This is a genomic window from Nocardioides sp. NPDC023903 (genome assembly GCF_040639295.1).
In the GTDB taxonomy this organism is placed as follows: Bacteria; Actinomycetota; Actinomycetes; order Propionibacteriales; family Nocardioidaceae; genus Nocardioides.
Genome location: NZ_JBEZZS010000004.1, coordinates 70,573 through 91,622, shown reverse-complemented (window position 1 = coordinate 91,622; position 21,050 = coordinate 70,573). Strand labels below are relative to the sequence as shown.

Here is a 21,050-nt window from a genome sequence, read left to right as displayed (position 1 = left end):
GGACACCATGGACCTGCCACACGCCTTTGACCTGAGCGGTCGCGTCGCCATCGTGAGCGGCGCGTCGTCCGGGCTGGGGGAGGGCTTCGCCCGGGCACTCGCGGCCGCCGGGGCCACGGTGTTCGCGGCCGCGCGCCGGGTCGACCGCCTCGAGAAGCTCGCGGCCGAGGTGTCGAACGTCGTTCCGGTCCGTTGCGACGTCACCGATGACGAGGACCGCCGTGCCCTCGTCGCCACCGCGTCCGCCCACGGGCCGATCGACCTCCTGGTCAACAACGCCGGCCGAGCCGGTGGCCCCGACGCGTTGGCGGAGACGGTTCCGGAGTTCGAGAGTCTGCTGCAGCTCAACGTCGTCGCAGGCTTCGCCCTCTCCGCAGAGGTCGTCAGGTCGCTGCCTTCCGAGCACCCCTTGTCGATCATCAACATCTCTTCCGTCGTCGGCCTCGGCTCCACGGCGCCCATCGGTGGAGCCGGGTACGCCGCGTCCAAGGCCGCGGTGATCGGGATGACCCGCGAGCTCGCCGGTCAGTGGGGCCGTCGCGGGGTTCGGGTCAACGCGGTGGTGCCGGGCTGGTTCGATACGGAGATGACCGACGGGCTGTTCACCAACGACAAGTCTGCGACCTGGGTACGCCGCGGCACCATGCTCAACCGTGGTGGCCGCGACGGCGAGGTCGACGGAGCCGTCCTCTTCCTGGCCTCGGATGCCGCCTCGTACGTCACCGGACAGGTCCTTGTCGTCGACGGAGGATGGACCGCGAAATGACCGACACGATGCTCGCCGTACGTTTCGAGGCCTGGGGCGAACGCGCCAGCCTGCGCGAGATCCCGATCCCCGAGCCCGGCCCCGACGGGGTGCTCCTCGAGGTGACGGCCGCCGGAATCTGCCACTCCGACCTGCACGTCGAGGAGTCGCCGCCCGGCCGACTGCCGTTCTCGCTCCCGTTCACGCTCGGGCACGAGGTCGCCGGCACCGTCGTCGCCGTCGGTGACAACGCCGACCCGGACTGGCTCGGCCGTGCCGTGGTCGTCCATGGCGTCTGGGGCTGCGGCAGCTGCCGCCGGTGCCGCGCCGGGCGTGAGAACTACTGCCTCGAGCGACCGCCTGCGATCGGCAACGGTCTCGGGTACGACGGCGGCCTGGCGGAGTTCATGGCCGTCCCGTCGACCCGATATCTGGTGCCGGCGGACGGCCTCGACCCCGTGCAGGCGGCGCCGCTCACGGATGCGGCACTCACGGCGTACCACGCTCTCAAGCCTTTCCTGCCCGAGCTCGACGCGGAGTCACGCGTGCTCGTCATCGGATCCGGCGGCCTCGGCCACTTCGCGGTCCAGCTGCTCGCGCAGACGGAGGCCAGGATCGTCGTGGTCGACCCGAAACAGGCGGCCCGCGAGCTGGCCTCCGAGCTCGGCGCCCACGAGACGCTGCCCGACCTGGAGGCGGCGGCCCGCACGGCCGCGACGCCGACAACCCGTTTCGACGCGGTCTTCGACTTCGTCGCTGCCGAGTCGACCATGGCTGCCGCCGTCTCGCTGCTCGCCGCCGGCGGCTCGGTACGAGTCGTCGGCGGCGCCGGTGGTGTGCTGCCGGTCGGCAAGGACCTCGGCTTCCCGCAGGGATGGTCGGTCTCGGCGCCCTTCTGGGGGCCCAAGCCCGATCTGGCGGCTGTCGTCGAGCTCGCCCGTGACGGACGGCTGCACGCCCATACAGAGACGTTCCCGCTCGCCGAGGCGATCGAAGCGTACGACCGGCTCCGATCCGGAGAGATCCGTGGTCGCGCGGTCGTGATCCCCGCCACAATGACCTCGCGTACGTGACTCGGGACCACAGGTGGCAGACCATGATTCAAGTGCACTTCAGGAGATGATCTGATGCGGATGTTGGCCGAGGAGTTCGCTGGCCGGGTGGCGACCGAACCGGACCGGGTGGCGGTGATCGACGCCGACGGCGCGCACACCACCGCCGAGGTGTGGCACGCAGCAGAGGCGCTCGCCGCGACCATCGCGGGACTGGTCGAGGGCGCCCCTACGATCCTCGTCCAAGCCGACAACTCGTGGCGCACCCTGGCCACCGTGCTGGCCACCGGTCGCCTCGGCGGCTTCGTCGTCGTGTTCAGCAGCCACGCGACCGCCGACGAGTTCGACCTGGCGCTCGAGGACGTACGTCCCGACGTGGTCGTCGCCTCGGACGGCTGTGTCGCGACCTGGGACGTCGCCCGGAAGGGCTTCGACTACCCGGCCTCCGATCTCGACGGCTGGGCCGTACGCGCCGTTCCTGGGGCAACGCGGGGGACCGAACGGTGGAACGGTGGCGCCGCGGTCGCGATGACCTCAGGCTCGACCGGCCGGCCGAAGTGCGTCATCCAGTCCGAGGAAGCACTGCGTTTCGCCGGCCGGGCGACGATCGACGCCGTCGGGCTGAAGGCCGGCGACCGGGTCGGTGCCTTCGTACCGCTCTCGTCGGTCGCGGCCCTCTGCTTCGGCCTCTACCTGCCCGCCATGCTCGGCGGCACCATGGTCTGCCTGCCGAAGTGGAACCCTGCGGACGCGCTCGACCTGATCCGCGAGGAGCAGGTGCGCTGGACGATGCTGGTGCCCACGATGGCGCTCCAGTTCGCCATGGTCGACGGTGCTGCCGGCGGCCTCTCGTCCCTAGCGGCGATGACCGTCGGTGGTGGTCCGATGGATGCCGGCGCACTTGGTCGTGCCGAGGACCTGCTCGGCACCAAGTTCCTTCGTGTGTTCGGGATGTCGGAATGCCTCGGTCACACCACCCCGCTTCCGTCCGACCCCGCAGACGTACGCCTCAGTCGCGACGGTCGCCCGTTCCCCGGCATCGAGGTGCGTGTCGTCGACGATCGGGGTGTGCCGCTTCCCCGTGGTGAGGTCGGCCGTGCCCAGGTCAAGGGGCCCTCCCTCTTCACCGGCTACGCCCGCGAAGGTGCTCCGGTGCCGCCGGAGCTGACGGAGGACGGGTTCTTGTTCACCGGGGATCTCGCTCGCATCAACGACGACGACACGATCAACATCGTCGGTCGCGAGAAGCAGATCATCATCCGCGGCGGCCGCAACATCGACATCAACGAGGTCGAGGCAGCCGTGGCATCCGTACCCGATGTGATCCAGGTCTGCGTCGTCCCGGTCCCGGACCCGGTGCTGGGGGAGCGTGCGGCCGCGCTGGTCGTCACGCCGAACCCGTCCCTGGACCTCGGGGCCGTACGCGCGCACCTGGAGCCACAGGGCACGCCGAAGCATCAGTGGCCGGAGTACGTCTTCGTGGTCGATGACCTTCCGCAGAACCGCGTGGGGAAGCTCGCCCGCAAGGATGCGACTCGGTTGGCCGCCGAACTGGTACGGTCAATGGCCCACTGAATTGACCTCAAGTCGGCTATTCTCGAAGAGAATCCCAGGACAGAAAGGTTCGCCATGGTGCGTCAGGCGACCGTAACAGAGAGCCCCCGTTCGAAGCGTGGGCTGATCCTCAGCGCTGCAGTCGAGAGCTTCGGTGACGACGGGTTCGAGCTCACCAAGTGGGCCTCCGTGGCCGACAAGGTCGGCATCGGGCAGACGGCGCTCTACCACTACTTCGAGTCGAAGGTGCACTGTCTGCTGACGATCATGAGCACCGAGCTCGAGCGCAGCGCCAGCCGCTTCGAGCGAGTCGTCTCCGACGAGGACGCGCCGATCGACCAGCTGCGTGCTGCGGTCCGCGCGGCGTACGACGTGACGCCGCAGGAGGTGCTGCAGATGCGCATCCTGCAGAGCCACATGGACCTGCTGGCGACCCCGCGGCAGTCCGAGCGTGAGGAGGCCGAACGGCAGCATGCTCGCGAGCTCGTCCGCAAGGTCGAGGAGAACTGGACCGGCTTGGTCAAGCGTGGCATCGAGTCGGGCGACTTCGCCGACCGCGACCCCGAGCAGACCAGTCGTGCGGTGCTTGCCCTCCTGGTGAGCGTCTGGCGTTGGTACCGCACCGGCGGACCGACGACGCTCGAGGAGACCCGCGACTTCATCTCCGACGCCGTCCTGCGGCTCGTCGGCCCCTGACCCATCCCGTTCCAGGTCCGCGCGGACCTCTGTCCGCAGAACCCAAACAGAATTCAGATCAGGAGAGACATGTACAACCTCATTTTGATGGCCTCTCGTCCCGAGGACTGGTCTCATGAGCAGTTCATCGAGTGGTGGCGTGGCGAGCATGCCGAGGTGACCTACCCGCTTCCCGGCCTGCGCCGGTGGCTGCACACCGATGTCCAGGTCGCTCTCGAGGAGCGGTCGGAGGGCTGGGACGGTGTGTCGATCCTGAGCTTCGACAGCAAGGAAGCCCTCGATCAGGCGCTCGCGAGCGAGGAGTGGGCCGCCGCGATCAAGCACGTGGGCCGCATGCGTGGCCACCGGATCGCCGTCATGGGCGAGGAACGGGCGATGGTGGGCTGATGCCCGCCTCGGAGGCCTGGTGGGGCGAGCCCGGCTGCTACCAGGTCGTCGGCGGAATCCATCGGATCCCGTTGAGCATGCCCAATGACGGGTTGCGTGCCGTCAACGTGTACGCAGTCGAAACCGATGAGGGGCTGCTCCTCGTCGACGGCGGCTGGGCGGTGCCGTCCGCTTTGAACGAGCTCGAGTCGGCGCTGGGGGCGATCGGGCGCTCGCCGCAGGAGATCAGTGACGTACTGGTCACCCACGTCCATCGCGATCACTACACCTTCGCCGTACGGCTGAGGGAGAGGTACGGCCCCCGCATCCACCTCGGCAGGCTCGAAGGCCCTGGTCTCGCCGCGATCCAGGAGCTGGGCAACAACGTCCCGGTCAGCTCGCTGCGTGAGCTCCGCCGATCGGGCGCGGATGATCTCGGCAAGATGATCGAGAAGGAGACCGAGCTCGAGCCGTACGACGTCGCCGACTGGGCAGACCCCGACGGCTGGCTCGACGCCGGCCCGCTCGGGATCGCCGGGTGGCAGGTGGAGGTCGTGCACACGCCGGGCCACACGAAGGGTCATCTGGTCTTCCACGACGAGGAGCGCGGGCTGCTCTTCTCGGGCGACCACGTGCTCCCGACGATCACGCCGTCGATCGGCTTCGAGCTCGGTGAGTGGGACCTGCCGCTCAAGCACTACCTGGAGTCGCTCGCGCTGCTTCTGGACCGAGCCGACGCCCGGCTGATCCCCGCCCATGGGCATCCGACCGACAGTGTCCACGACCGGGTGCGCGCTCTGCTCGCGCACCACGAGCACCGGTTCGGTCAGGTGGTCACCGTCCTCGATGCCCGTGCGCGGTCGATGACGGCCGCCGAGGTCGCCGAGCAGCTTCCGTGGACCCGTCGGGACGTGCCGTATGCCGATCTCAACGACTTCAACCGGATGATCGCGATCTGCGAGACGGCCGCCCACCTCGACGTCCTGGTCGACCGCGTCGAAGTCGAGGTCGACCAGGAGGACGGGGTCGACCGCTTCAGTCGGTGAACTGCACCTGAGGTGTACGGCAGATCAGCAACCGCCGTACGCGGCCGCTGGCTGGGTCGAGCTGGGCGCTCGCGTTGAACGACGCCTCGAAGGCGCCGCCGCGACGGGTCTCGCCGAGGGCCAGCTCGGAGTCGTCCACTCGCGAGCCTGCCAGCAGATGGTGGGTGAGCACGCTGACCTCACGCTGCTCCAGGTAGGCGACCAGCCCGGCCCGGTCGCCCTGGAACTCCGCGGCCTGATTGCCGCCCTTGGAGAAGAGGATCGACAGCTGGAAGTCGTCGGTGATCATGTCGAGGACCCGCTCAGGGGTGGTCGAGTCCATGATCTCGAACCAGTCGTGCAGCAGCGGGGTCGAGCTGGAACTCATCGTCTGTGACATGCGGGATGTCTCCTTCGTGGATCGGTATCAGTCGGGCAGCAGGCCGAGCTCGGGGTCGAAGACGACCTGGTACGCGGAGATGAGGCCGTCATCACCGAGCCGGGCGGCGGCGAGAAAGTGGCCGGTCACGGTCGTCTCGTCCTCGAGGACGGCGCCGTAGACGAACTCGAGGTTGCCTTCGACCGACGAGCGCTGGGGTACGTGGCGGCGTACGACATCGCCACGGCCCGACAGGTAGGCGACGAGCTCCTTGCGGCCGATCCCGCGGACGGCGCGGTTGGGCAGCAGGATCGCGAACTCCACGTCGGGTGTCACGAGTGCCATGCCGGTGTCGAAGTCGCTCGCGTCGACAGCGGCGTAGTAGCGGACCAGCGTGGGAGAGGTCTCGATCGACATGACTTGAACTTAGTTCAGTGACTGTTGGGTTGTCCAGGGATCGGTGTGATAGGGGTTACTATCTAACCGACTTCAGTTTGATTTTGAGGTCGGCTCACGGACCGGACGAGACGAAGGAGCAGCGTATGAGCGGGCAACAGGTCGCGCGATTCGACGGGCAGGTTGCCCTCGTGACCGGAGGTGGTTCCGGCATCGGTGCCGCGGTGGCGAGGCGGCTTGCCGCGGAAGGCTGTGCGCGGGTGCACGTCGCGGACATCGACGTAGGCAACGCGACCGCGGTCGCGGAGTCCGTGGGCGGCAGCGCTCATGTGGTCGATGTCGCCGACCCGCAGGCGGTCAATGACCTCGTCGCCACGGTCACCGGGACAGACGACAGGCTGGACGTCGTCGTCCACACTGCTGGCGTGGACGACCCCGCGGCCAAGGCGCGGATACTCGCGGCGCAGGAGTCGGGCGAGCCCGTGGACGTGCTCTGCGAGCTCGACGACGGCTGGTACCGGGTCATGTCGATCAACCTCGACGGCACCTTCCACGTGCTCCGCGCGGCCGTACGGGCGATGCGTCCGCGTGGTGGGGGAGCGATCGTGACCGTCGGCTCCTCGGCGGCGTACGACACCTTGATCGGATACCCGCACTACGCCGCCTCGAAAGCGGGCGTGCACGCCTTGTCGCAGTCCGTTGCCAAGGAGGTCATCTCGTACGGGATCCGGGTGAACACGGTTGCCCCTGGCCCGGTCGACACCCCGATGGCCGGCCGTACCCCGGGCGCCGTCCGCAAGGCGATGGAGGCGACCGGTGCCATCGGGTACGCCTCGGCCGAAGATCTCGCGGACAACATCTGCTACCTCGCATCCCCGGGCGCGAAGAACGTCGTCGGGGCGGTGCTGCTCAGCAACGGCGGCCGCTTCACCGTCTGAGGAAGCACCGCAGAGACCCGCAGCGAAAGGATTCCCATGAGCATCGAGTTCCCGCACCTCTTCTCGCCCTTCACCATCGGCCCGATGTCGGTGAAGAACAGGCTGGTCGCGCTCCCGGCCGGAACGAGCATGGCCGAGGGCGGCGTACCGACCCATGGCGACACCGAGCACTTCGAGCGTCTCGCTGCCGGCGGAGTCGGCATGATCATCGGTGGCGCCACGGTGGTCCATCCAACGACCACGCTGCGTTCCCGCAAGCTGGTCGAGGCCTATCTCGACGAGTTCGTCCCGGCCGCGGCCGCCAAGGCCGACGTCATCCACCGCCACGGCGCCAGGTTCATCGGGCAGCTGTGTCATCTGGGGCGCGAGTTCATCGGAGGCGAGTCCGACTCGCCGCCGGTGGCGCCGTCGCCGATCAAGACGGTGCGTGATGCGTACCCGCCGCATGAGCTGACCGTTGCCGAGATCCATGACATCGTCGAAGGGTGGCGGGTATCGACGGAGAACCTGGTCAAGGCCGGTGCCGACGGGGTCGAGATCCACGCCGCCCACGGATATCTCCCAGCGCAGTTCATGTCGCCGCTGACCAACCGGCGTGAGGACGCCTTCGGCGGCTCCTTCGAGAACCGGATGCGGTTCCTGCACCTTGTCATCGAGGCGATGCAGTCGGTCATCCCCGAGGGCTTCGTCCTCGGCGTGCGTCTCTCGGGCGAGGAGGAGATCCCCGGCGGGATGGACATCGAGGACTGCGTACGTATCGCCGAGGATCTGGCGGGCTCGGGAGTCGACTACTTCAGCATCACGCACGGCACCCGCGGCAAGTACGTCAAGGACTCGACGAACCCGGACGCCGTCGCGGTGCCGTCGGCGGCGCGGGTCAAGGCGGCCACGGGTCTGCCGACCCTCGTCGGGCAGCGCATCCGGGACGCGGCGACCGCCGACCACATCATCAAGACCGGGCGTGCCGATCTGGTCGGGATGGCCCGTGCACTGATCGCCGACCCCGACCTTCCTGCCAAGTCTGAGTCGGGTCGGGTGAGCGAGGTGCGCGGCTGTCTCGGCATCAATCAGGACTGTCGTGCCTTCGACCCCCACCTGCACTGCGCCGTCAACGCCGAGGTCGGCCGCGGGCGGCATCCCAACATCGGTGTCCGTGTCGATGGCCCGAAGGAGATCTACGTCGTCGGGGGAGGGCCGGCGGGTCTGGAGGCAGCCCGGATCGCGGCCGGTCGCGGCCACCGGGTCACTCTCTTCGACCAGTCGCCGCAGCTCGGCGGTACAGCGCGGGTCGCCGCCGCGTCTCCGCACCGGGCCACCTTCATCGACGTCGTCGACTACCAGGAACGGGAGCTCAAGAGGCTCGGGGTCGACGTGAACCTCGCCGCCGGCATCGAGGCCGACGACCTCCAGGAGATCGTCGGGATGGCCGATCACGTCGTCGTCGCGACCGGATCGCGCCCCGCGGGTCCGCCCGAGGTGCTGGCCGGCCGGCCGTTCGCAACCGTTGACGACGTGATCACCGGTGAGCTCGAGTACGTCGGTGACCGGCGTGCGCTCGTCTACGACGAAGGAGACGGGTTCTGGCCGGCGTACAGCGCGGCCGAGGCGCTGGTGCGAGCGGGCTGGCAGGTGACCTTCGCGACCGCCCTCGGCGCTCTCGCCTCCCGCGTGCCCGCCGAGAGCGCGGGTCCGCTGCTCACCCGCCTCGGCACTGCCGGGGTCGACCTCCGTGTCGCGAGCACCGTCGTCGTACCGGAGGACCCGGCGGCGTCGCTCCAGCTGGCGCCGGTCTTCGGAGGTGAGTCGGTGGATCTCGGGCCCGTGCTCACCGTCTGGCACCGGCCGCGGGTGCCGGTCCTGCTGCCGGGTGTCGTCGCAGGCGACAAGGTGAGCGTGATCGGCGACTGCCTCACACCGCGGCGGGTCACGCACGCGATCGCGGAGGGCTATCGGCTCGGCGCCGAGCTCTGATTCGGGCGGTCGTCAGCGAGCGGTCCAGCCGCCGTCGGCGTACACCTCGCTGCCGGTCATGTAGCCGGCGTCGTCACTGCCGAGGAAGGCGACTGCGCCGGCGATCTCGGCCGGGGTGCCGAGGCGGCCCATCGGGGTGTTGGCGAGCATCGCCTGGTGGCGTGGTGAGCCGCCGAACCGCTCGATCAGCTGCGGGGTCTCGATGAACCCCGGGTGCAGCGAGTTGACGCGTACGCCGCGGGTTGCCCAGTGCAGCGCGGCGTTCTTCGTCATCGTGCGCACCGCTCCCTTCGCGGCGTGGTAGGCGATGCTGTTGCCGAGGCCGCCGGTGCTGCCCAGGATCGAGGCGACGTTGACGATCGATCCGCCGCCTGTGCGTTCCAGAAGCGGTCCTACGTGCTTCATGCCCAGCCAGACCCCTGTCTGGTCGACCGCGACCACCCGGTCCCACGTGGCGCGTTCCTCGTCCTCGACGGTCGCGATGCTGCCGATCGCGGCGTTGTTGATCAGCACGTCGAGACCGCCCCATGCCGCCTCGATCTGCGAGGTGGCCTCACGCCATTGCTCCTCGTCGCTGACATCGAGTTCGAGGGCGAGGTGGCCGGTGCCGGGGAGCGAGTCGACGAGGGGGCCGAGGTCGGTCCCGGCCAGGTCGGCCGCGGCGACCTGTGCTCCTTCGGCGCTGAGTCGGGCGCAGATCTCACTGCCCAGCCCGCCGCCGGCCCCGGTCACAAGCACCCGTCGATCTGTGTACCGCTGCATCGTTTACCTCGTTCTCTCGGTCCCTCGAATCCTCAAGTGAATTCAATGAGACTTTTCCTTGCCATCATGTGACCTGCGCCATACAGTCTACCTGAACCAACTTCACTTTAGTAACCACAAGATGCTGTGCCACAAGGGAGAAGAGATGATCAGACGACGACTGTTCGCGCTGGCCGCTGCAACGGTGGCGGTCGCGACGACCCTGACGGCCTGCGGTGGCGGTGCCACCAAGACCGAGCTCGCCGGTAGCTGGAAAGAGATCGTCGCGGCAGCCAAGGACGAGGGCTCGGTCACCCTCTACTCCACGCACTCCCCGGACAACCTCGAGCTGCTGAAGAAGGCCTTCGAGGCGAAGTACCCCGGGATCAAGCTGAAATACGTACGCGGCACCGACGCCGACATCATCCCCAAGGTCGAGACCGAGATCCAGACCGGCCAGGGCACCGCTGACATCCAGATGACGACCGACGCGGGCTTCATGGAGAACGCGACGAAGCAGAGCTGGAACGTCAAGGTCGTCGGCCCGAGCTTCGACAACAAGGACTACAACCGCACCGAGAGCATCATCGACGACAAGTGGTTCCTCTCCAGCGCGACCGTCTTCGGCTACGGCTGGAACACCCGCAAGCTGCCGAAGGGCCTACACACCTACGAGGACGTCCTGGCCGCGAACGCGAGCGGCGGGAAGCTGGGCATCACCAACCCGGCCGGCATCCCGACGTATGTGGACATGTACCGCCGGATCGACGCCGACTGGGGCGGTGGTTTCGTGGAGAAGCTCGCTGCCCAGAAGCCCCGCATCTACCCCAGCGCCGTCGCTATCGACCAGGCGATCGCCTCCGGTGAGATCTGGGGCTCCCCGACGGTCGGTAGCACGATGCTCGACACGAAGGCGAGCGGTGCGCCGGTCGACTTCGTGGTCCCCGAGGACCCGTTCGGCGTCCCCTGGCACAGCCAGGTGCTCGCCTCGGCGCCGCACGCCAATGCCGCCCAGGTGCTCGCCGACTTCATGGTGACGCCCGAGGGGCAGGCCGCCATCTCGCACAACTACGTGGCTGCGCTGCCCGACATCAAGGAGACCGGCGTCCCCGGCTCGGACCTGCTGGCGCAGGACATCGAGCTCCCCGACCCGAAGACGCTCGACCAGGACTCGGTCAACGAGTACCAGAAGCAGTGGGAATCGCTCTTCCAGGGCTGATCACCGCCCCTTCACCGACCCCGACCTCGAGGAAGACCTCATGACCACGATCGTCAGCAGCACACTGCCTCGTCTGCGCGGCGACGCCGCCACCTGGCGCGCGCGCCTGACGTACGCGCCCTTGATCCTCATCCTCGGGTATCTCGTCGTGGTGCCGCTCTATCGGCTCCAGTCGCTCGCGTTCGCCGACGGCGCGAGCGGCTACCGGGCCCAGTTCGGGCGCGACGACATCGGGGAGACGCTCCGTACGACACTCCTGCTCGCGGTGGTCTCGTTGGCCATCGCGATGGTGCTCGGCACCGTCCTGGCCTTCGCGACGAGCCGGCTCCCGCGGCGGCTCGGCTTCCTGCGGGTCGTCCCGCTCCTGCCGATCGTGATGCCGTCGGTGGCCAACGTCGCCGGCTGGGCGTTCCTGCTCTCGCCGGGGCCCGGCTACCTCAACGCCATGCTGCGGCACCTGCCGTGGTGGCACGACCTCGAGAGCGGTCCGGTCAACATCTACAGCACGACCTGGATCATCATCATCACCGGCTTCGGGCTGACCTCGTTCGTCTACCTCTTCGTGAGTGCCGGGATGCAGAATATCGGCTCGGAGCACCTCGAGGCCGCGGCGATCAGCGGGTCGTCCACGATCGGGGTCTTCTTCAAGGTCGTGCTGCCGCTGCTGCGCCCGTCGCTGGTGTACGGCGCGGGGGTCGCGCTGCTGCTCGGGCTCGGACAGTTCACCGGGCCACTGCTGCTCGGGCAGAACGAGGGCGTCAACGTACTCACCACGGAGATGTATCGGCGTACGAGCGAATCGCCGACCAACTTCGCCGCCGCCGCGGCTGCGGGATCGCCATTGGTGATCTTCGGGCTGCTGGTGATCTTCGCCCAGCGCTACCTGCTCGGCAACCAGACGAGGTTCGTCACCCACGGCGGCAAGTCCTTCGCGCCGACGCACGGCCGGTCCGCCTGGGCGGCCGTCGTCGTGGCGGCGTACGGACTGGTCGCGCTGGTGCTGCCGCTGATCGGGGTGATCCTGGTGTCGCTCTCGCCGTTCTGGTCGGCCAACCTGTCGTGGGGCCTGCTCACGCTGGACAACTACCGCGCGCTGCTCGAGACCCCCGGCATCGTCGAGTCGGTGGTAACGAGCGTTGTCACGTCGCTGATCGCGGTCGCGATCTGCGTACCCATCGGGCTCGGCGTCGCCCAGCTCATGGTGCGCCGGCGGGACCTGCCGCTCGTACGCCTCCTCGGTGACCTGATCACCGCGCTGCCGCTCGGGATCCCGGCCGTGATCTTCGGCGTCGGTTTCCTGCTGACGTACACCCAGCCGCCGTTCATCCTGTACGGCACCAAGGCGATCATCGTGCTCGTCTACGTCGTCCTGATGATCCCGTTCGCGACCCGGATGCAGCTCACGGCACTGGTGTCGCTGGGCAACACCTATCAAGAGGCGTCGGCGGTGAGCGGCGCCGGCCCGGTGCGTACCGCGTTCAACGTCACGCTTCCCATGCTCAAGCCGGCCGTGCTGAGCTCCATCGCCTTGATGTTCATCCTGCTCACCCACGAGTTCGCCGCCTCGATCATGGTGCGCTCGGCGACGACCCAGGTGATGGGCACGCTCCTCTACGACCAGTGGACCAACGGTTCGTACCCGTTGGTCGGGGCGATGGCGATCCTGATGTCCGCCGTCACCGGAGCCGGCGTCGCCATCGCGATGCTGGTCGGTGGGCGAAACGTGCTCGACAACCTCTGAGTCGTAATCCAACCAAGCAAGCCCATGGAGGGCCGATGTCCGCCAAGTTCCGAGTCGAAGGACTCACCAAGTCGTACGGATCGAACGTCGTCGTCGACCACCTCGACCTCGAGATGGAGGAAGGCGAGTTCCTGGTCCTGCTGGGGCCCAGCGGCTGTGGCAAGACGACCACCCTGCGCTGTCTTGCCGGCCTCGAGACCCCGGAGTCGGGCGTCATCGACTTCAAGGGGCGTCACGTCTTCGACTCCGGTCGGCGGCTGAACGTGCCGGCGCACAAGCGGGACGTCGGCATGGTGTTCCAGTCGTACGCGCTGTGGCCGAACATGACCGTGCGCAAGAACATCGCCTACCCGCTGAAGGTGCGCAAGATGCGCGAGGCCCTCGCCGAAGGGAAGGTCGAGGAAGCAGCGGCGATGGTGCACTGTGAGCACCTGCTCGATCGCTACCCGAGCCAGCTCAGTGGTGGGCAGCAGCAGCGCATCGCCGTCGCCCGTGGCCTGGTCTCGCGTCCGGACCTGGTGCTCTTCGACGAGCCGCTGAGCAACCTCGACGCGCGGCTGCGGGACACGGTGCGTACGGAGATCCACCGGTTGCACGAGAGCCTCGGTTTCGGTGCGGTCTTCGTGACCCACGACCAGTCCGAGGCGTTCGCGCTCGGTGACCGGCTGGCCATCATGCGTGCTGGCAAGATGGAGCAGGTCGACACGCCGCAGCGGGTCTTCGCCGACCCTGCCACCGACTACGTCGCCGAGTTCATCGGCATGTCCAACCGGCTCGAGCTGCACCGCAGCGCCGCGGGATGGCGTACGAACGCGGGTGTCGACATCGCGCTCGAGCGGGAGCTGCCCGACTCGGACGCGGTGGTCGCGCGGCTGTGGCCCGACGACCTCGAGCTGTACCGGGACGTGACCTCCGTGCCGTCCGGCGTCGTCGCACTCGACGCCGAGCTGCTCTCCTCCGAGTTCGGCGGGCGCTATTACGACGTCACCGTTGCCGCAGGTCAGGAGGAGCTTCGGCTCCGTGCTAGCAGCGCGCTCCACGGGTCCTGGCTGCGTCGCGCGGAGGAGGGTGCGAAGGTGGTCATCGGGCTGCACCCCGAGACCATGCAGGTCTATCCGCTGGATGCGGCAGCGGCAGGGGCGGAGGCTGCTGCCAGGCCGCTGGTCGCGGCGTCCTGAGGTGGCCGACGTCGCTGCGCATGCAGCAGCCCTCCAGATCTGGGCGTACCCGCTGATCTTCGCCCAGCGGATGCGCCTCAACCTCACCCAGCCGTTGGATCCGTATGGACCGCGGCCCGAGACCTCTGCCGGGGCACCGGTCGGGCTGCTCGGGCACCAGCGGTCGCTCGCCGACCCGAGCCTCAAGGTCGGGGTGGCGCCCAACGTCGACACGCTCTACTCGTTGGCATGGCTCGACCTCGACGTGGGCTCGTACGAGGTGTCGCTGCCGGATCCTGGGGAGCGCTACCTGAGCCTGCAGGTGGGGTGTGCCGACACGAGCAGTCCGGTGGTCGTCAGCCGCCGCACGCACGGAGCAGAGCTGTCGACGGTCCGCATCCGACGCGGTCCGCGGGCTCTCTCCGAAGAAGATGGCGTACTGCAGCTGAGCACGCCGGAACGCTGGGTCATGATGGTCGGGCGCACCGGTGTCGACCCGCTCGTTGCCGACGACGTCGCGGACGCGCACGCCCTCCAGAACAAGATCGGCTTGGCCGTCGGACCTGATGAGGGGAGCAGTCTCGCGCTGGAGCCGCGTGCCATCGACCGCCGCATCGCCGGGCTGTCGCGCCAGGACGAGATCCTGGAACCGCGCGCCTTCGCGACGGCGCTCTTGGCGGTCCTCGACGATCTTGGCCCGGGGCAGGTCCCGGAGTCGGTGGCGTCGTATGTCTCCGGTGAGCTGCTGGCGCGTCTGGCGGACGGATCGGCGTCGGAAGAGACTGTTCGGGAGTTCGCTGCGGGGCTGCGTGCGGGATATCAGGACATACGCGGCCGGGTGGAGCATCTCGGGCGCACCGTGAACGGCTGGTCGATCAACGACCGCGGCGCGGACTTCGGTGACGACCTCCTCCTGCGTGCCGCCGTCGCCCATGCGCAGATCTACGTGAACCCGGTGGCCGAGGCGATCTATCCGTTGTGCCAGACCGACGCCGACGGCGAGGTGCTGGACGGGCGGAAGGGTCCGTACGTCATCGAGTTCCCGCCGGGCGGGCTGCCGCCGGTGCGGGCGTTCTGGTCGTTGACGATGTATCACGGAGAGGGACTGCTGGTGGAGAACCCGCTGGGCCGCTATGCCGTCGGTGATCGGACACCCGGCCTGAGGTACGGCGCCGATGGTGCGCTGCGGATCAGTCTGTCGGTCTCCGAGCCGGGCTCGGGACCGGCGAACTGGCTTCCCGCTCCCGACGGGCCGTTCCGCCTGATGCTGCGGCTGTACTGGCCAGACGGCGCCGAGGCCTGGGAGCCGCCGTACGTCGTCCGGGAGGTGGCTCTATGAGCTACCCGTCGTTCGATCTCGCCGGCGTCGACCAGCTCCAGATCTCGACCCAGCCCGACCTGGTGCCGACCGTCGCCTCCGCCCGCCGTGAGCTCGCCCGCATGGTCGCCTTCGACGGCGTCGTCTACGGGCTGCCGGCGGTCTATCAGTACGCCCAGATGTGCCGGCAGTACGCAGTCGAGGGCTGGGCGCTGGGTGCGTTCCTCCATGAGCGCGAGCTGGCCCGGCCCGGGTTCGCGGCGTTCCGCGTGCCGAACGTGGACACCCTCTACTCCAACGCGTGGCTCGACCTGCGCGACGGTCCGGTGATCGTCGACCTGCCCGACTTCGGCGACCGCTACTACACGCTCAACCTCCTCGACGGCTTCGGCAACGCCTCCAACATCAGTCGCCGGACCATCGGGGACGCACGTCAGATCTGGCTGGTCTCGCCGACGGACGACACCGAGGTGCCCTCGGACGTCGTCCGGCTGCGGGTGGGCTCCGAGCTCATCTGGGTCTTGATGCGCATCCAGGTCGTCGGCGACGAGGCAGAGGTCCACCGGCTGCAGGACGCGGTCGTGCTCCGGCGCGCCGACGGTGGCTCGGTCGCTGATGCCGGCCCGATCGGCGTACTGGTGGATCCGGATGAGGTCATGACCGACTGGCGGGCCTTCTTCCGCGGGCTCGACGCCGCGTTGCGGCTCATCGGCGTCCCCGCGCACGACCTCGTAATCGTCAGGCGGCTGTCGCTGCTGGGACTCACCGGGGAGGCGAGGCTCGAACTCGAGCAGCTCGATCCCGAGATCAGGGCCGGGACGGAGGCAGGGTTCGCCGAGGCGATGAAGGTCATCGACGCCTGCCGCCCGCAGTTGGGGGAGCCGGTCCCGACCGGCTGGACGAAGGTGTGCGACAAGGGTGCTCATGGCGTCAACTACCTGAGCCGGGCCGTGATGAGTCATGTCGGTCTCGGTGCCAACGTGGTCGAGGAGAACACCTCGTTCAACACCTACGCCGACGTCGAGGGCCGCCCGCTCGACGGGTCGTCGGGCGGGTACGAGGTGCGTCTGGACACGCCGCCACCTGCGGGAGCGTTCTGGAGCGTGACCATGTATGACGGGGACGGCTTCCTCGTCCCCAACCCCATCGACAGGTACGCCGTCGGCAGCGCCACCTCGCAGCTGGTCGTCGACGACGACGGGTCGGTCACGATCGCCATCCAGCCTGAGGACGAGGCGGGCGGCGTACGCAACTGGCTGCCGTCGCCTCAGGGACGCTTCTTCCTCGTGCTGCGCATCTATCAGCCGGGGCCGGATGCCCTGAGCGGCGCCTGGCTGCCCGGTGGGGTCCGACCGGTCAGCCGCTGACGATCACGGCCAGCGCGCACAGCGAGATCACCAGCGTGAACTGAGTCAGCGAGGCAAGTCGGAGCCCGCGCGCCTCGCGGAGCCCGGGAAAGGTCGTGACGGCCACGCACAGCAAGGTCGCGACGAGCAGGGCGACGGTGACCAGGGTCGGCAGATGAGCCACGTGCAGCAGCGCGAGCGCTGCCGCTGCCATGCTCAGCGCCGTCCTCGAACCGGCCAGGTGGGTCCGTTCGGCCTGCAGCCCGGGCTCACGCGGGGGAGTGTCGATCGGGTCGAGACCCCGTTTCCTCATCGGAGCACCAGGAGAGCTGCCGCGGCGACGGCGACCACCACGAGAGCCGCACAGGCAACCGCGCCGGAGCGAAACCCGACCAGCGGTTCGCCGCATCGGATCGCTCGCTCGTTGGCGCTCCACCGGACCCAGGCGAGCAGCGCACCGCCCGCGCCGAGGACGACTATCGTGCCGGCGACGACCTGGACGACGATCGTCGAGTAGTCGGTGGCCAGCGCGTGGAGTGCGACAGCGGCCACGACCAACGCCAGTGACGTACGCAACCAGGCGAGGAACGTACGTTCGTTGGCCAGGGTGAAGCGGTAGTCCGGCTCGCTCCCCGTCGCATAGACGCGGGCGGGCCAGCGCGTACGTGACGCCGGCTGCCGGTCGGTGTCGGTGGTCATTCGGAGGTGACCACGAGCCGACCCGTGACCTCGCCGGCCCGGAGGCGCTCGATGCCTGCCGGGACCTGGCTGTGGTCGAGGTGCTCGACGATCGGGGTGATCTCGCCGCGGGCGAGGTAGTCGTACACCTTGGCGATGTCCTCGCGGGTGCCGCCGGACGAGCCGTGGATGTGGGCGCCCTGGTGGATGACGTCGGCGGTGACGAGGGTCGTCTCGACCGCGCCCATGCCGACCATGACGATGGTGCCGCCCTTGCGGATAGCGCCGACCGCGGCCGAGGTGGTGGAGCCGAAGCCGGCGAAGTCGATGACCGCATCGAGGCCGAGGCCGATCAGGTCCTCCGCGCGCGGGTGCACGGCAGCTAGGCCGAGCTGCTCGCCGAGGGCCACTGCGGCGGGGCTGGTGTCGGCGGCATACACCTCGGCGCCGAGCAGGGCGGCGATGCGTGCGCCGAACTGGCCGAGTCCGCCGAGCCCGATGATGCCGACACGGTCACCGGCGCCGACCCGGGCGACCTCGGCGACCGCGTGGTGCGAGGTCATGCCTGCGTCCGTGCCGGCGGCGGCCAGGTCGAACGGAAGGCCGTCGGGCATCGCGACCAGGTCGGTCGCAGGAGCAACGGTGTATGCGGCGTACCCGCCGTCGCGGCTGTAGCCCGGAACGGTCGCGCCGAGTGGATGTACGCCGACCCGGTCCCCGACCTGCCACTGTGTGACCGCGGTGCCGACCTGCGCGATCTCGCCCGCGATCTCGTGGCCGAGGGTGATCGGGTTGCGCTTGATGTTGACCGCCCACGACGGCTCGTCCAGCTCGCCCACGTCGGAGTGGCACATGCCGGCCGCGCGTACGCGGATCAGGACCTCGTCCGTCGCAGGGGTGGGGACGGGCACCTGGTTGAGCGTGAGGGGACGTCCGGTCCCGGTCCATTGCCAAGCACCCATTGCGGTATCCATAGAACTGAAGTTAGTTTGGTTCAGGTGCCGTGTCCAGGCCCCGAACCATCGAGGAGGTTCTGTGAAGAGCACTCAGGTGCATGTGGTCACGCTCCCGGACGGTGAAGTACGTCCGGAGCACTTCGAGCTCGTGAACGTCGACCTGCCCGATCCAGGGGCCGGTCAGGTGCTGGTCCGCAACACCTGGACCTCGGTCGACCCGGGGATGCGGCTCCGGCTGCGTGCCGACGCACCCGAGGGCTACTTCCCGGCCTTCCCGCTCAGCGAGCCGATGGACGGGATCTTCACGGTCGGCGTCGTCGAGGAGTCCCGCGCCGAGGGCTTCCCGGTCGGTGCGACGGTTTGGCACTCCTACGGCTGGCGCAGTCACGCGATCGTCGATCCCGACGAGGTCGCGATGAATGGCGTAGCCGACCTGCGAGTCCTCGATGTCGAGCAGCTCTCTCCGCAGACGTACCTCGGTCCACTCGGCGCGATGGGTCTGACGGCGTACGCCGGACTGCGTGTGATCGACGCGCTCGATGCCCGCGCCGACACCCGGACGATCTGGGTGTCGGCGGCCGCGGGAGCGGTCGGGAGCCTGGTCTGCCAGATCGCGAAGCTGTCCGGCCTGCGGGTCGTCGCGAGCGCAGGCACCGCGGAGAAGGTCGCCTGGCTGCGCGACGAGATCGGCGTCGATGCCGCGTTCAACTGGCGCGATCGCCCGCTGGTGGAGTCGCTGCGCGACGCCGCGCCCGAGGGGCTCGACCTCTACTTCGACAACGTCGGCGGCAGCCACCTCGAGGCCGCCCTCGCGGCGATGAACAACTGGGGCCGGATCGCCCTGTGCGGCTCGATCTCGGAGTACGAAGGGGCACCCGCGAGCCCCGACAACCTGTTCCTCGCCACCTCCAAGAACCTCACCCTCCGCGGCTTCCGGGGGAGCGCCCACGCGCAGTTGCTCGACGAGATGCAGCAGCGGGTCGGTGGCTGGCTCGCCGACGGTCGGTTGCGCTACCGCGAGAGTGTCTACGACGGTCTCGCGAAGGCGCCGCAGGCGATCGCCGACATGATGGCGGGACGTACGGCCGGCAAGACGCTGGTCCGGATCTGAGGGCCGGATGTCTCGTACGATCGTGCCGACCTGGCGACCCGCACCCGAGATCGACCGCTTCTACCGCGCCGCCGGGATGTGGCACCCGGCCTGTGTCACCGACGACCTGCGGCGCTGCACCGATCGCTTCGGTGACAAGACCGCGGTCCGCGACTCGACGACCCAGCTGACCTTCGGCCAGCTCTGGGACCGAGCCGCCGCTCTCGCAGGCTGGTTGCGCGAGCGCGGTCTGCGCCGCGGGGATGCCGTCGCCGTCCAGCTGCCCAGCTGGACCGAGGCGATCGTGGCGTTCCACGGGGTGCTGATGGCCGGCGGTGTCGTGGTTCCGATGACGAGCATCCTGCGGCAGCGCGAGGTCGGCTTCATCGTGCGCCAGACCGGCGCCCGCTTCGCTGTCGTCGCCGAGGATTTCCGCGGATACTCCTACCGCGACCTCTACGCCGACCTGATCGGTGAAGGCATCGCGCTCGACCATGTCCTATGGGTACGTGGCGGGGCGGGTGGCGAGCGTTTCGAGGAGGCGCTGCGTACCGAGCCGGTGGACGTCGAGACCGCGCTCGCGAGCGCCGGGCGGGACGGCGACGTCGCGCTCGTCATCTACACCTCGGGGACCACCGCCGACCCCAAGGGCGCGATCCACACGCACGAGGGGATCGCGGCCTCGGGTGACATCTGTCAGCGCGCGTTCGGGCTCAACGAGAACGACGTCCTCTTCAACCCATCCCCGGTCAGCCACATCACCGGCATCTCGCTGAGCGTCCTCTTCCCGGTCGCCTTCGGCTGCTCGGTCACCCTCCAGGAGGCATGGGATCCGCAGCAGGCGTTCGACGTGATCGAACGCGACCGGACGACCTTCTTCATCTTCGCCACCCCGTTCCTGGCCGCCCTCACCGAGATCGCGGAGGACCGTGGCGTACGTCTGGACCACGTCCGGACGATCGTGTGCGGTGGTGCGGACGTACCCGAGGCGCTCGCCCGCCGCGCTCATGGGCGGCTCGGCACGGTCGTACGGATGTACGGCGCCACCGAGTGCCCCAACGCCAGCTGTGGCTCGCCGTGGGACTCGGAGCTCCAGCGCTGGGGCACCGAGGGGCACTGGCTCTTCCCGACCGAGGGGCGGGTTGTCGATCCCGGCACCGGGAGGGACCTGCCGTCCGGCTCGATCGGTGAGGCTTGGTGGCGTGGGCCGCAGCTGTGCTCGGGGTACGTCGATGCCGAGCGCAACGGAGCCTTCACCGCCGACGGCTGGTTCCGGACGGGTGACCTCGTACGCCTCGATGCCGGTGGATCGCTGACGGTGCAGGGCCGGATCAAGGACATCATCAACCGCGGCGGGGAGAAGTTCAGCGCACGGGAGATCGAGGACCTGATCGCCGAGGTCCCTGGCGTCGCCGACGTCGCGGTCACGCCCGTTCCCGACCCCGTGCTCGGCGAACGGGTCTGCGCCTGGGTCGTGCTCGAGCCCAGCGCCGACCTCGATCTGACGGCCCTCACCACCCACCTGCGAGGCCTCGGCCTGACGACCCAGAAGCTGCCCGAGCGGCTCGAGGTCATCGACGAGATGCCACGTACGCCGAGCGGGAAGATCCGCAAGACCGACCTGCGCGACCGCCTCGAGGCCGCGCCGACGACCCGGCCGTGACCGGGTCAGATGGAGGAAA

The 21,050-nt window shown here is 68.9% G+C and carries 21 protein-coding genes; 15 read left to right on the top strand and 6 right to left on the bottom strand.

Annotation, left to right across the window (positions count from 1 at the left end; translation table 11 throughout):
• Nucleotides 1–7: 7 nt before the first annotated feature.
• From AB0F44_RS06925 to AB0F44_RS06900, 6 genes are all read left to right on the top strand, one after another.
• Nucleotides 8–766 carry an SDR family oxidoreductase gene (locus AB0F44_RS06925; protein WP_357353909.1) on the top strand — a complete coding sequence of 253 codons (759 nt, stop codon included), beginning with the start codon at nt 8–10 and terminating at the stop codon, nt 764–766.
• A complete protein-coding gene (locus tag AB0F44_RS06920) occupies nt 763–1,818 on the top strand; it encodes an NAD(P)-dependent alcohol dehydrogenase (RefSeq protein WP_357353907.1) in 1,056 nt (351 codons plus the stop codon). The genes AB0F44_RS06925 and AB0F44_RS06920 overlap by 4 nt, the downstream gene beginning before the upstream one ends.
• A 54-nt stretch (nt 1,819–1,872) precedes the next feature.
• Nucleotides 1,873–3,372 (top strand): fatty acid--CoA ligase family protein, encoded by a 1,500-nt coding sequence (locus AB0F44_RS06915; RefSeq protein ID WP_357353905.1) that lies wholly within the window; start codon nt 1,873–1,875, stop codon nt 3,370–3,372.
• Nucleotides 3,373–3,426: 54 nt separating this feature from the next.
• Entirely contained in the window at nt 3,427–4,047 is a 621-nt protein-coding gene (locus AB0F44_RS06910) for a TetR/AcrR family transcriptional regulator (protein WP_357353903.1), read from the top strand.
• A 69-nt stretch (nt 4,048–4,116) separates the two neighbouring features.
• Nucleotides 4,117–4,434: an EthD domain-containing protein gene (locus AB0F44_RS06905; protein WP_350658755.1), complete on the top strand. Its 318-nt coding sequence runs from the start codon at nt 4,117–4,119 to the stop codon at nt 4,432–4,434.
• Nucleotides 4,434–5,459 carry an MBL fold metallo-hydrolase gene (locus AB0F44_RS06900; RefSeq protein WP_357353901.1) on the top strand — a complete coding sequence of 342 codons (1,026 nt, stop codon included), beginning with the start codon at nt 4,434–4,436 and terminating at the stop codon, nt 5,457–5,459. The genes AB0F44_RS06905 and AB0F44_RS06900 overlap by 1 nt, the downstream gene beginning before the upstream one ends.
• Here the strand turns inward: AB0F44_RS06900 and AB0F44_RS06895 are convergent.
• A complete protein-coding gene (locus tag AB0F44_RS06895; RefSeq protein WP_357353899.1) occupies nt 5,449–5,838 on the bottom strand; it encodes a hypothetical protein in 390 nt (129 codons plus the stop codon). The genes AB0F44_RS06900 and AB0F44_RS06895 overlap by 11 nt on opposite strands.
• Before the next feature lie 27 nt (nt 5,839–5,865).
• Nucleotides 5,866–6,234 carry a nuclear transport factor 2 family protein gene (locus AB0F44_RS06890; RefSeq protein WP_357353897.1) on the bottom strand — a complete coding sequence of 123 codons (369 nt, stop codon included), beginning with the start codon at nt 6,232–6,234 and terminating at the stop codon, nt 5,866–5,868.
• Between the two features lie 125 nt (nt 6,235–6,359).
• Here AB0F44_RS06890 and AB0F44_RS06885 point away from each other — a divergent pair, with 125 nt between their 5' ends.
• Complete coding sequence (locus AB0F44_RS06885; RefSeq protein ID WP_357353895.1) at nt 6,360–7,151, top strand: SDR family NAD(P)-dependent oxidoreductase; 792 nt, start codon at nt 6,360–6,362, stop codon at nt 7,149–7,151.
• Nucleotides 7,152–7,187: 36 nt separating this feature from the next.
• Complete coding sequence (locus tag AB0F44_RS06880; RefSeq protein ID WP_357353893.1) at nt 7,188–9,122, top strand: FAD-dependent oxidoreductase; 1,935 nt, start codon at nt 7,188–7,190, stop codon at nt 9,120–9,122.
• Between the two features lie 12 nt (nt 9,123–9,134).
• Here AB0F44_RS06880 and AB0F44_RS06875 read toward each other — a convergent pair whose 3' ends face one another.
• Complete coding sequence (locus AB0F44_RS06875) at nt 9,135–9,884, bottom strand: SDR family NAD(P)-dependent oxidoreductase (RefSeq protein WP_357353891.1); 750 nt, start codon at nt 9,882–9,884, stop codon at nt 9,135–9,137.
• Nucleotides 9,885–10,029: 145 nt separating this feature from the next.
• Here AB0F44_RS06875 and AB0F44_RS06870 point away from each other — a divergent pair, with 145 nt between their 5' ends.
• From AB0F44_RS06870 to AB0F44_RS06850, 5 genes are read left to right on the top strand one after another with little or no spacing between them, the layout of a single operon-like run.
• Nucleotides 10,030–11,082: an extracellular solute-binding protein gene (locus AB0F44_RS06870; RefSeq protein WP_357353889.1), complete on the top strand. Its 1,053-nt coding sequence runs from the start codon at nt 10,030–10,032 to the stop codon at nt 11,080–11,082.
• A 40-nt stretch (nt 11,083–11,122) separates the two neighbouring features.
• Entirely contained in the window at nt 11,123–12,823 is a 1,701-nt protein-coding gene (locus AB0F44_RS06865; protein ID WP_357353887.1) for an iron ABC transporter permease, read from the top strand.
• Nucleotides 12,824–12,858: 35 nt separating this feature from the next.
• Entirely contained in the window at nt 12,859–14,001 is a 1,143-nt protein-coding gene (locus AB0F44_RS06860; RefSeq protein ID WP_357353885.1) for an ABC transporter ATP-binding protein, read from the top strand.
• A gap of 1 nt (nt 14,002) precedes the next feature.
• Entirely contained in the window at nt 14,003–15,319 is a 1,317-nt protein-coding gene (locus AB0F44_RS06855; protein WP_357353883.1) for a DUF1214 domain-containing protein, read from the top strand.
• Nucleotides 15,316–16,665, top strand: a complete 1,350-nt coding sequence (locus tag AB0F44_RS06850) for a DUF1254 domain-containing protein (protein WP_357353881.1) — start codon at nt 15,316–15,318, stop codon at nt 16,663–16,665. The genes AB0F44_RS06855 and AB0F44_RS06850 overlap by 4 nt, the downstream gene beginning before the upstream one ends.
• Here AB0F44_RS06850 and AB0F44_RS06845 read toward each other — a convergent pair.
• Genes AB0F44_RS06845 through AB0F44_RS06835 form a run of 3 tightly spaced genes read right to left on the bottom strand, consistent with a single transcriptional unit; the run spans nt 16,655 to nt 18,284 of the window.
• On the bottom strand, nt 16,655–16,957 hold the full coding sequence (locus AB0F44_RS06845) for a DUF202 domain-containing protein (RefSeq protein ID WP_357353879.1): 303 nt from the start codon (nt 16,955–16,957) through the stop codon (nt 16,655–16,657). The genes AB0F44_RS06850 and AB0F44_RS06845 overlap by 11 nt on opposite strands.
• The gene (locus AB0F44_RS06840; protein ID WP_357353877.1) at nt 16,954–17,343 is read right to left on the bottom strand and encodes a DUF202 domain-containing protein; all 390 of its coding nucleotides are present in this window, start codon (nt 17,341–17,343) and stop codon (nt 16,954–16,956) included. Before AB0F44_RS06840 ends, AB0F44_RS06845 begins: the two co-directional genes overlap by 4 nt.
• Nucleotides 17,340–18,284, bottom strand: a complete 945-nt coding sequence (locus tag AB0F44_RS06835) for a zinc-binding dehydrogenase (RefSeq protein WP_357353875.1) — start codon at nt 18,282–18,284, stop codon at nt 17,340–17,342. Before AB0F44_RS06835 ends, AB0F44_RS06840 begins: the two co-directional genes overlap by 4 nt.
• Before the next feature lie 73 nt (nt 18,285–18,357).
• On the opposite strand from AB0F44_RS06835, the gene AB0F44_RS06830 reads away from it, so the two are divergent.
• The gene (locus AB0F44_RS06830) at nt 18,358–19,389 is read left to right on the top strand and encodes an NADP-dependent oxidoreductase (RefSeq protein WP_357353873.1); all 1,032 of its coding nucleotides are present in this window, start codon (nt 18,358–18,360) and stop codon (nt 19,387–19,389) included.
• Between the two features lie 7 nt (nt 19,390–19,396).
• The gene (locus AB0F44_RS06825) at nt 19,397–21,031 is read left to right on the top strand and encodes an AMP-binding protein (protein ID WP_357353871.1); all 1,635 of its coding nucleotides are present in this window, start codon (nt 19,397–19,399) and stop codon (nt 21,029–21,031) included.
• The last annotated feature ends 19 nt before the right edge of the window (nt 21,032–21,050 follow it).

Coding starts and splice junctions, on each gene's coding strand:
- AB0F44_RS06925 (WP_357353909.1), top strand. CDS start 8: ATGGACCTGCCACACGCCTTTGACCTGAGCGGTCGCGTCGCCATCGTG.
- AB0F44_RS06920 (WP_357353907.1), top strand. CDS start 763: ATGACCGACACGATGCTCGCCGTACGTTTCGAGGCCTGGGGCGAACGC.
- AB0F44_RS06915 (WP_357353905.1), top strand. CDS start 1,873: ATGCGGATGTTGGCCGAGGAGTTCGCTGGCCGGGTGGCGACCGAACCG.
- AB0F44_RS06910 (WP_357353903.1), top strand. CDS start 3,427: ATGGTGCGTCAGGCGACCGTAACAGAGAGCCCCCGTTCGAAGCGTGGG.
- AB0F44_RS06905 (WP_350658755.1), top strand. CDS start 4,117: ATGTACAACCTCATTTTGATGGCCTCTCGTCCCGAGGACTGGTCTCAT.
- AB0F44_RS06900 (WP_357353901.1), top strand. CDS start 4,434: ATGCCCGCCTCGGAGGCCTGGTGGGGCGAGCCCGGCTGCTACCAGGTC.
- AB0F44_RS06895 (WP_357353899.1), bottom strand. CDS start 5,838: ATGTCACAGACGATGAGTTCCAGCTCGACCCCGCTGCTGCACGACTGG.
- AB0F44_RS06890 (WP_357353897.1), bottom strand. CDS start 6,234: ATGTCGATCGAGACCTCTCCCACGCTGGTCCGCTACTACGCCGCTGTC.
- AB0F44_RS06885 (WP_357353895.1), top strand. CDS start 6,360: ATGAGCGGGCAACAGGTCGCGCGATTCGACGGGCAGGTTGCCCTCGTG.
- AB0F44_RS06880 (WP_357353893.1), top strand. CDS start 7,188: ATGAGCATCGAGTTCCCGCACCTCTTCTCGCCCTTCACCATCGGCCCG.
- AB0F44_RS06875 (WP_357353891.1), bottom strand. CDS start 9,884: ATGCAGCGGTACACAGATCGACGGGTGCTTGTGACCGGGGCCGGCGGC.
- AB0F44_RS06870 (WP_357353889.1), top strand. CDS start 10,030: ATGATCAGACGACGACTGTTCGCGCTGGCCGCTGCAACGGTGGCGGTC.
- AB0F44_RS06865 (WP_357353887.1), top strand. CDS start 11,123: ATGACCACGATCGTCAGCAGCACACTGCCTCGTCTGCGCGGCGACGCC.
- AB0F44_RS06860 (WP_357353885.1), top strand. CDS start 12,859: ATGTCCGCCAAGTTCCGAGTCGAAGGACTCACCAAGTCGTACGGATCG.
- AB0F44_RS06850 (WP_357353881.1), top strand. CDS start 15,316: ATGAGCTACCCGTCGTTCGATCTCGCCGGCGTCGACCAGCTCCAGATC.
- AB0F44_RS06845 (WP_357353879.1), bottom strand. CDS start 16,957: ATGAGGAAACGGGGTCTCGACCCGATCGACACTCCCCCGCGTGAGCCC.
- AB0F44_RS06840 (WP_357353877.1), bottom strand. CDS start 17,343: ATGACCACCGACACCGACCGGCAGCCGGCGTCACGTACGCGCTGGCCC.
- AB0F44_RS06835 (WP_357353875.1), bottom strand. CDS start 18,284: ATGGGTGCTTGGCAATGGACCGGGACCGGACGTCCCCTCACGCTCAAC.
- AB0F44_RS06825 (WP_357353871.1), top strand. CDS start 19,397: ATGTCTCGTACGATCGTGCCGACCTGGCGACCCGCACCCGAGATCGAC.